Below are 1,723 nucleotides of genomic sequence, written 5' to 3'. Positions count from 1 at the left end.
ACTTATAATATGGTGCGATATCAGATAGTAAAAATGTACCACACATTAAAAAGTGATTACTTACCATACCAACTCAGTTTCAATGGTAGTTTAGCTCAAATAATGAGGTTGCTTGTTGGATTACCTTATTCAACACCTAGAGCCATACCGCGTCAATTAAAATACTTTTATGTGATGGCAGAAAGCCTAATTCTAGAGCCTCGAAGGGGGCGAAGTTTTCCTCGTTCAGTCAAGCCTAGATCGCAGGGTACGCTAGAAATAAAAAAGCCGTTCACCTTAAGTGAACGGCATTACACTCTGGGTGACCTTTTTAATGACTTAGCTTGAGCTTAGGTTGCTTATTAATCCTTTTAGGCTCAGCCCTGCGAATGTTTACGTAATTCTTCTAGCATTACTTCGTCACCCACCATTTCATGTAAAAGTGATTTCACTTTTTCGTCAGAGGTATTTTGATATAGGGATAAAATTTGCTCGGCTACTTGCTGAATATCCCCATTTTTTGTGCCTTTTGCTTGGTAGTATTGATTTATCAAGCCTTGGCTAGCAAGAGTACGAACGTAATCGTTATTATCTTGCTTGAGTATTGTTGAAAAGCGCTCTACTAAACGGTAATCACTTACAGGGGCCTGTGTTGTGATTTCTATAGCTTGTATTTTAAACTTCTCATCGTTGCTTACAGTAGCTAAATCTAAAATGCTGCCCACGGCCTCATAGTCGTATTCGGGCATTTGCGATTTATTCAAAATGAACATATTCATCTGTAACTGGCTCAATGCTCCCAAGCGTTCTAAATCAGTATAATGTGTACTTAATATTTTGTTTCGCAATTCTTCATTTACACTTTTTGTGAATGCAGGATCTGATTTAATCCGTAAGTCGTAATCTTCAGGTAAATCAGCATAAAAGCCATATAATGGATTTTTATCTCGTAGTTCTTCAATTTCTTTTTGTTCTTTTTCTTCAATAACGGCGAGCACCAGCTCTTTAATGTCGGGAGATGATACATTCTCATTAGGGCCGATATTACTTAGCTTCAAATTTGTCAGCTCTAGTTTTAAAGCAGTAACCTGTGTTTGTAAGTCTTTTAATAAAGGGTTATTGCTGACTGATGTATTAGAACGATCAATTTCATTACTAGAGCGTGAGTCATGCATATTTTGCGATTGAAGATGAGATGTTGAAGGTGCTGTTGTAAAAAATGCACCATAGCTGGCAATAGTAACAGCGGCAATAGACAAGGTTATAGCGATAGATTCTTTATTAATTGGCATTTAAGGTACTCTTTATCAATGAGGGTCTAAATTTATCGTTTTTAAAGGTTAATGTCTGTTAAAAGATGTAAGCAATACTCATGCTTAACAAAGTAATTTTTCAAATGTAGTTCAGGTTAACTAATACTAATCCACAAGAATACGCAATCAATTTGAGGAGCTAAACTGGGTGCTAACTGCGTTAAAAACCTCGATAAACGACTGCATGGATGTAGAACCATGCAGTGGTAATTGCCGAGAGCAACTAAATAACGAAACCCTTACCTCAAAATAGACCGCTTAATTAGTAAATTGGTATAATTCCAATTTTATTAAAAACATGATCACTTTAGCGTATTAAATAACTCACTAACTACGTTAAAAATTATTTATATAGAACAGCTATGTATCATAATTTTAGCCTTGTTATTGAGCTATTTTTTTGTCGCTATAATAGATCATTAATTTAATTC

1 protein-coding gene and 1 pseudogene are annotated in these 1,723 nt (G+C 35.4%); one reads left to right on the top strand and one right to left on the bottom strand.

Going from position 1 to position 1,723, the window contains the following annotated elements; genetic code table 11:
- Window positions 1-284: pseudogene (locus CWB66_RS19560) on the top strand (IS4 family transposase); the annotation flags it as partial.
- 72 nt (window positions 285-356) lie between these two features.
- On the opposite strand, the gene CWB66_RS19555 reads toward CWB66_RS19560, so the two are convergent.
- Entirely contained in the window at window positions 357-1,271 is a 915-nt protein-coding gene (locus CWB66_RS19555; RefSeq protein ID WP_138586665.1) for a hypothetical protein, read from the bottom strand.
- Window positions 1,272-1,723: the final 452 nt, after the last annotated feature.

This window comes from Pseudoalteromonas sp. S558, from assembly GCF_005886635.1.
GTDB classification, from domain to species: domain Bacteria; phylum Pseudomonadota; class Gammaproteobacteria; order Enterobacterales; family Alteromonadaceae; genus Pseudoalteromonas; species Pseudoalteromonas aliena.
Note: the sequence above shows the minus strand (reverse complement) of the source record. Positions and strands in the feature narration are given on the sequence as shown.

Bases quoted from the DNA above. Each gene is read 5' to 3' on its own strand.
- CWB66_RS19555 (WP_138586665.1), bottom strand. From the start codon at position 1,271: ATGCCAATTAATAAAGAATCTATCGCTATAACCTTGTCTATTGCCGCT.